The organism is Cellulomonas hominis (genome assembly GCF_005239125.1).
GTDB lineage: Bacteria > Actinomycetota > Actinomycetes > Actinomycetales > Cellulomonadaceae > Cellulomonas > Cellulomonas hominis_A.
The window spans coordinates 1-4,581 of record NZ_SZYE01000246.1 but is presented as its reverse complement, the minus strand read 5'-3'; the positions used below and the strand labels follow the sequence as shown (position 1 = coordinate 4,581).

General features: G+C 77.8%; 4 protein-coding genes and 1 pseudogene. 3 read left to right on the top strand and 2 right to left on the bottom strand.

The genetic code is table 11. From position 1 onward, the window contains the following. Positions 1-435, bottom strand: a 435-nt coding sequence (locus FA014_RS18075; protein WP_328288223.1) for an MFS transporter, incomplete at its 3' end; no start/stop codon positions are given. A 67-nt stretch (positions 436-502) separates the two neighbouring features. Between FA014_RS18075 and FA014_RS18070 the strand changes: the two genes are divergently transcribed. After that, positions 503-1,531, top strand: coding sequence for a LacI family DNA-binding transcriptional regulator (locus FA014_RS18070; protein ID WP_154731010.1), 1,029 nt, complete (start codon positions 503-505; stop codon positions 1,529-1,531). 113 nt (positions 1,532-1,644) lie between these two features. Then, positions 1,645-3,465, top strand: coding sequence for a glycoside hydrolase family 2 protein (locus FA014_RS18065; RefSeq protein ID WP_154731009.1), 1,821 nt, complete (start codon positions 1,645-1,647; stop codon positions 3,463-3,465). Here FA014_RS18065 and FA014_RS18060 read toward each other — a convergent pair. Beyond that, entirely contained in the window at positions 3,441-4,061 is a 621-nt protein-coding gene (locus FA014_RS18060; protein WP_154731008.1) for a hypothetical protein, read from the bottom strand. The two genes, FA014_RS18065 and FA014_RS18060, sit on opposite strands and share 25 nt — an antisense overlap. 117 nt (positions 4,062-4,178) lie before the next feature. On the opposite strand from FA014_RS18060, the pseudogene FA014_RS18055 reads away from it, so the two are divergent. Continuing rightward, positions 4,179-4,581 (top strand): annotated as a pseudogene (locus FA014_RS18055) (hypothetical protein); the annotation flags it as partial.

Here is a 4,581-nt window from a genome sequence, read left to right as displayed (position 1 = left end):
CACCTGGGTCGCCGGGCCGGCCGCGGCGACGGCGGCGCCGATCCCGAGGCCCCGGGCGAGCAGCAGCAGCACCCACGCCACGCCCGCGGGCAGGTCCCCGGCGGCGAGCACGGCGGCGACCGCGCCGGCGCCGAGCGCACCCGCGAGCACCGCCGCCAGGAGCACCGGGCGGGCGCCGTGCCGGTCCGCGCGCCGCCCCCACCAGGGGCTGGTCGCGACGACCACGGCCCCGGACAGCGACGTCACCGCGCCGGCCTGCCAGTCCGCCAGCCCGAGCTGCCGGGTGAGCGCGGGCAGCACGGCCGCGGTGGCGACCTGGGCGACGCCGACCGCGCCGAGCGCGACCAGCGCCACGGCCGCCGCGGCCCGACCCGTGCCGGCCGCCGGGTCCGTGGTCGTCGGGTCGACGACGGGCGGCGGGGGGCTCGGGCGCACAACCGCACCCTATCGACGCCGCCCGGAGGGCCCACGGCGGCGTCCGGGCACCGCTAGGGTGCCCGGCATGGCGCGCAGGTCGGCGGTGACGCTGCAGGAGGTGGCCCGGGCGGCGGGCGTGTCCCCGCGCACCGTGTCCAACGTCGTCACCGGCTACCCGCACGTCGCGCCCCGCACCCGCGCCCACGTGCAGGCCGTGATCGACCGGCTGGGCTACCGCGCCAACGCCGCTGCCCGGTCGCTGCGCACCGGCCGGACCGGCCTGCTGGGGCTGGTCGTGCCGGCGCTCGACCAGCCGTACTTCGCGGAGCTCGCCCGCGCGGTGGTCCGGGAGGCCACCGGGGCCGGGTTCACGGTCGTCGTGGACCAGACCGACGGCGACCCGGACCGGGAGCGCGAGCTGCTGCTGCGCGGCCCGCGGGGCGCGCTGTTCGACGGGCTGGTGCTCAGCCCGCTGTCCCTCACGCCCGACGACCTCGCGGCCGCGGACCCGGACCGGCCGGTGGTGCTGCTGGGCGAGCGCACGGTGCCGACCTCGTTCGACCACGTGCACATCGACAACGTGGCCGCCGCCCGGGACGCCACCGCCCACCTGGTCGCGACGGGCAGGCGCCGGATCGCCGCGATCGGGCTGGAGCCGGGCGCGGCCGCGCGCACCGGCCCGCAGCGCGAGGCGGGGTACCGGGAGGCGCTCGCGGACGCCGGGCTGCCCGCCGACCCGCGGCTCATGCGGTACGTCGACGCCTACGAGCGGTCCGCCGGGTTCGCCGCCATGTCGGCCCTGCTCGACGCCGACCCCCGGCCGGATGCGGTGTTCTGCTTCACCGACGTCCTCGCGGCGGGGGCGCTGCGCGCGTGCCTGACCCGCGGCGTGCGGGTCCCGCAGGACATCGCGCTGATGGGGTTCGACGACGTCGAGGAGGCGCGGTTCGCCACGCCGTCGTTGTCCTCGGTGCGGCCCGACCGGGACGCGATCGCCCGGGCCGCGGTGCGCCGGCTGGTGACGCGGGTGCAGCTCGGCGAGGAGGCCGGGCCTGCCCAGGACGTGACCGTGCCGCACGCGGTCGTGGCGCGGGAGTCGACCGCGGCGTCCTGACCGCGCGGGGCGCCGCGACGCGCCCCCACAGGGACGTGACGCGCGCCTTTGCCACGTGGCAACATGGCGGTGCGCGACCTGGCCAGCACTCCCGCGACACCGAAGGACCGCCCATGACGACGACGTCAGCAGCCGACCGCGGCCTGCACCCCCGCCCCCAGCTCGTCCGCCCGGACCGCTGGTGGTCGCTCGACGGGCCGTGGGCCTTCGCGTTCGACGACGCCGACGCCGGGCTGCGCGAGCGCTGGCACGCCCCCGCGGCGGCCGGGCGGTTCGACCGCGAGATCGTCGTGCCGTTCCCGCCGGAGTCCGCGGCGTCCGGGATCGGCGACCACGGCGACCACGCGGCCCTGTGGTACCGGCGCTCCTTCGCGGTCCCCGCCGACCTCGGCGCGGGCCCGGGCGGCGACCGGCTGCTGCTGCACCTCGGCGCCGTCGACCACGAGGCCGACGTGTGGGTGGACGGCCAGCACGCCGTGCGGCACGAGGGCGGCCAGACGCCGTTCTCGGTGGACGTGACCGACCTGCTCGACCCGGACGTCGCCGCGGACGCGCACGTCGTGGTGGTGCGCGCGACCGACGACCGCACCGACGTCGAGCAGCCGCGCGGCAAGCAGGACTGGCAGCCCGAGCAGCACGCGATCTGGTACCACCGCACCTCCGGCATCTGGCGCACCGTGTGGCTGGAGCGCGTCCCCGCCGTGGCCGTGGCGGACGTCGCCTGGCGGCCCGACGTGCCGGGCGGCCGGGTGGCGGCGCAGGTCCGGCTCCGCGCGGCCGCGCCGGCCGGGACGCGGGTCCGGGTGCGGCTGACCCGCGCGGGCGAGGACCTGGGCGCCGCCGAGGTGCCGGTCGAGGGCTCCGTCGCGGACCTCACGGTGGCGATCGCGCGGCAGGCGAACGGCCAGCAGTACGAGCGGCTGCTGTGGTCGCCGGACAGCCCGGTGCTGATCGACGCGGAGGTCGCCCTGCTCGGCCCGGACGGCGCAGAGCTCGACCGGCTGGAGTCGTACTGCGGCCTGCGCTCGGTCGCCGTGCTCGGCGGGACCCTGCTGCTCAACGACCGGCCGTTCTTCCTCCGCTCCGTGCTCGAGCAGGGCTACTGGCCCGAGTCGCACCTGACCCCGCCGAGCCCCGACGCGCTGCGGGCCGAGGTGCAGCTGACCAAGGACCTCGGCTTCAACGCGGTCCGGGTGCACCAGAAGGTCGAGGACCCGCGGTACCTGTACTGGTGCGACGTCCTCGGGCTCGCGGTGTGGTCGGAGACGGCCGGCGCGTACCGGTTCAGCGACGAGGCGGTCGCGCAGCTGACCCGCGAGTGGCTGGACGTCGTGCGCCGCGACGTGTCGCACCCGTCGATCATCGCGTGGGTGCCGTTCAACGAGTCGTGGGGCGTGCAGCACATCCCGCACGACCCGGCGCAGCAGGCGTACAGCCGGGCGCTCACCGACCTGACGCGGGCCCTGGACCCGACGCGCCCGGTCATCTCGAACGACGGCTGGGAGCACACGACCTCCGACCTGCTGACCGTGCACGACTACGCCGACACCGGCGCGGTGCTCGGCCCGCGGTACGCCGACGCGGCCGCCGTCGCCGCCACGCTCGACGGCGTCGGGCCCGCCGGGCGGCGGATGTGGGTCGGCCGCGAGGCGCCCGAGCCGGGCACCATCCCGGTGCTGCTCACGGAGTTCGGCGGCGTGTCCTACGCCCCGGGGGCGCCCGAGGGGTCCTGGGGCTACTCCGAGGCACGGTCGACCGAGGACCTGGAGGCGCGGCTGTCCGACATCGTCGGGGCGGTCCGCGCGTCGACGGTCCTGCAGGGCTACTGCTACACCCAGCTCACCGACACGGGCCTGGAGACCAACGGCCTGTGCGACGAGCACCGGCGGCCCAAGCTCCCGCCGGAGACCTACCGCCGGATCTTCGCGGGCTGACCGCCGTCGCCCGCGCGGTGCTCCTCCTCGCGCCGCGCGGGCGTCAGCGTCTCCCACACCGGGCCGAACACCAGCCAGCCCACCAGGACCAGCGTCGCCCGGGCGCCCCAGCCGAGCAGCACCTCCCGCTGCTGCGCCGCCGCCTCGCCGGCGCCCGAGGCGACCAGCAGCAGCACGCCGAGCACGGCCCACGCCACCACCCAGGCGAGCAGCACCCGGAACCACAGCGCCCACTCGTACCGGACCCGGACCGGGCCGTGCTTCGGCGGGCGCACGGGCTCGGGGCCGCCGAAGAACCGGTGGGCCACCCACGCGTCGACGGCGTGCACGGTCCGCTTCCCGAACGCGACCGTGAAGCCGAGGTAGAGCGCCGCGAGCCCGTGGGTCCAGGTGGCCTCGCTGCCCCGGAGCAGGTCGCCGACCGTCGCGACGACCAGCACCACCTCGAGCAGCGGCTCGCAGAGCAGCAGCACCGTCGACAGGCGACGGCGCCGCAGCACGTAGCGGGCGACGACCGCGGCGGCGAGGAACACCCAGAAGGCGACCTCGCAGGCGACGACGAGCAGGGCGACGGGGTTCTCGCGCAGGGCGTCCATGCCGGGCAGCCTCGCCGCGCCGCACCGGTCCGGGCGTCGGCCGTCCGCACGATCCCGCGCGGGGGCGTCGTCCGTTCGGAGGACCCGCCCGGGGGAGGTCCGTGCTGGGATGGCCGCATGCCTCCGCGACGACCCGCCCGGTGGCCGCGGCTCGACGACCGCGGCGTGGCCCTGGTGTACCTCGGCGTCGGGCTGCTGCTGCTCGGCCTCGGCGTGACCAGCACCGCCCCGCCCGCCGAGGGACCGGCCGCCGACGCGCTGCACGCCGGGCTGCTGGTGGTGGGCTGCGCGGCGCTCGCCGCCAAGCGCCGGCACCCGCTCGCGGTCCTGCTGGTGACGTCCGCCGCGTTCGCCGGCACCCTCCCCCTCGGCGGCTCGATCGGCCTGCTGCTGGTCCTGGTCGACGCCCTGTACACCGCGGGCGTCCAGCTCCCGGCGCGCGGGCGGCGCTGGCTGGTCGCGGCCGCGGTGGCCCTCACGGGCGCGGCCGGGGTCGCGGGCGCGGTGCTCGCCGGCGGGG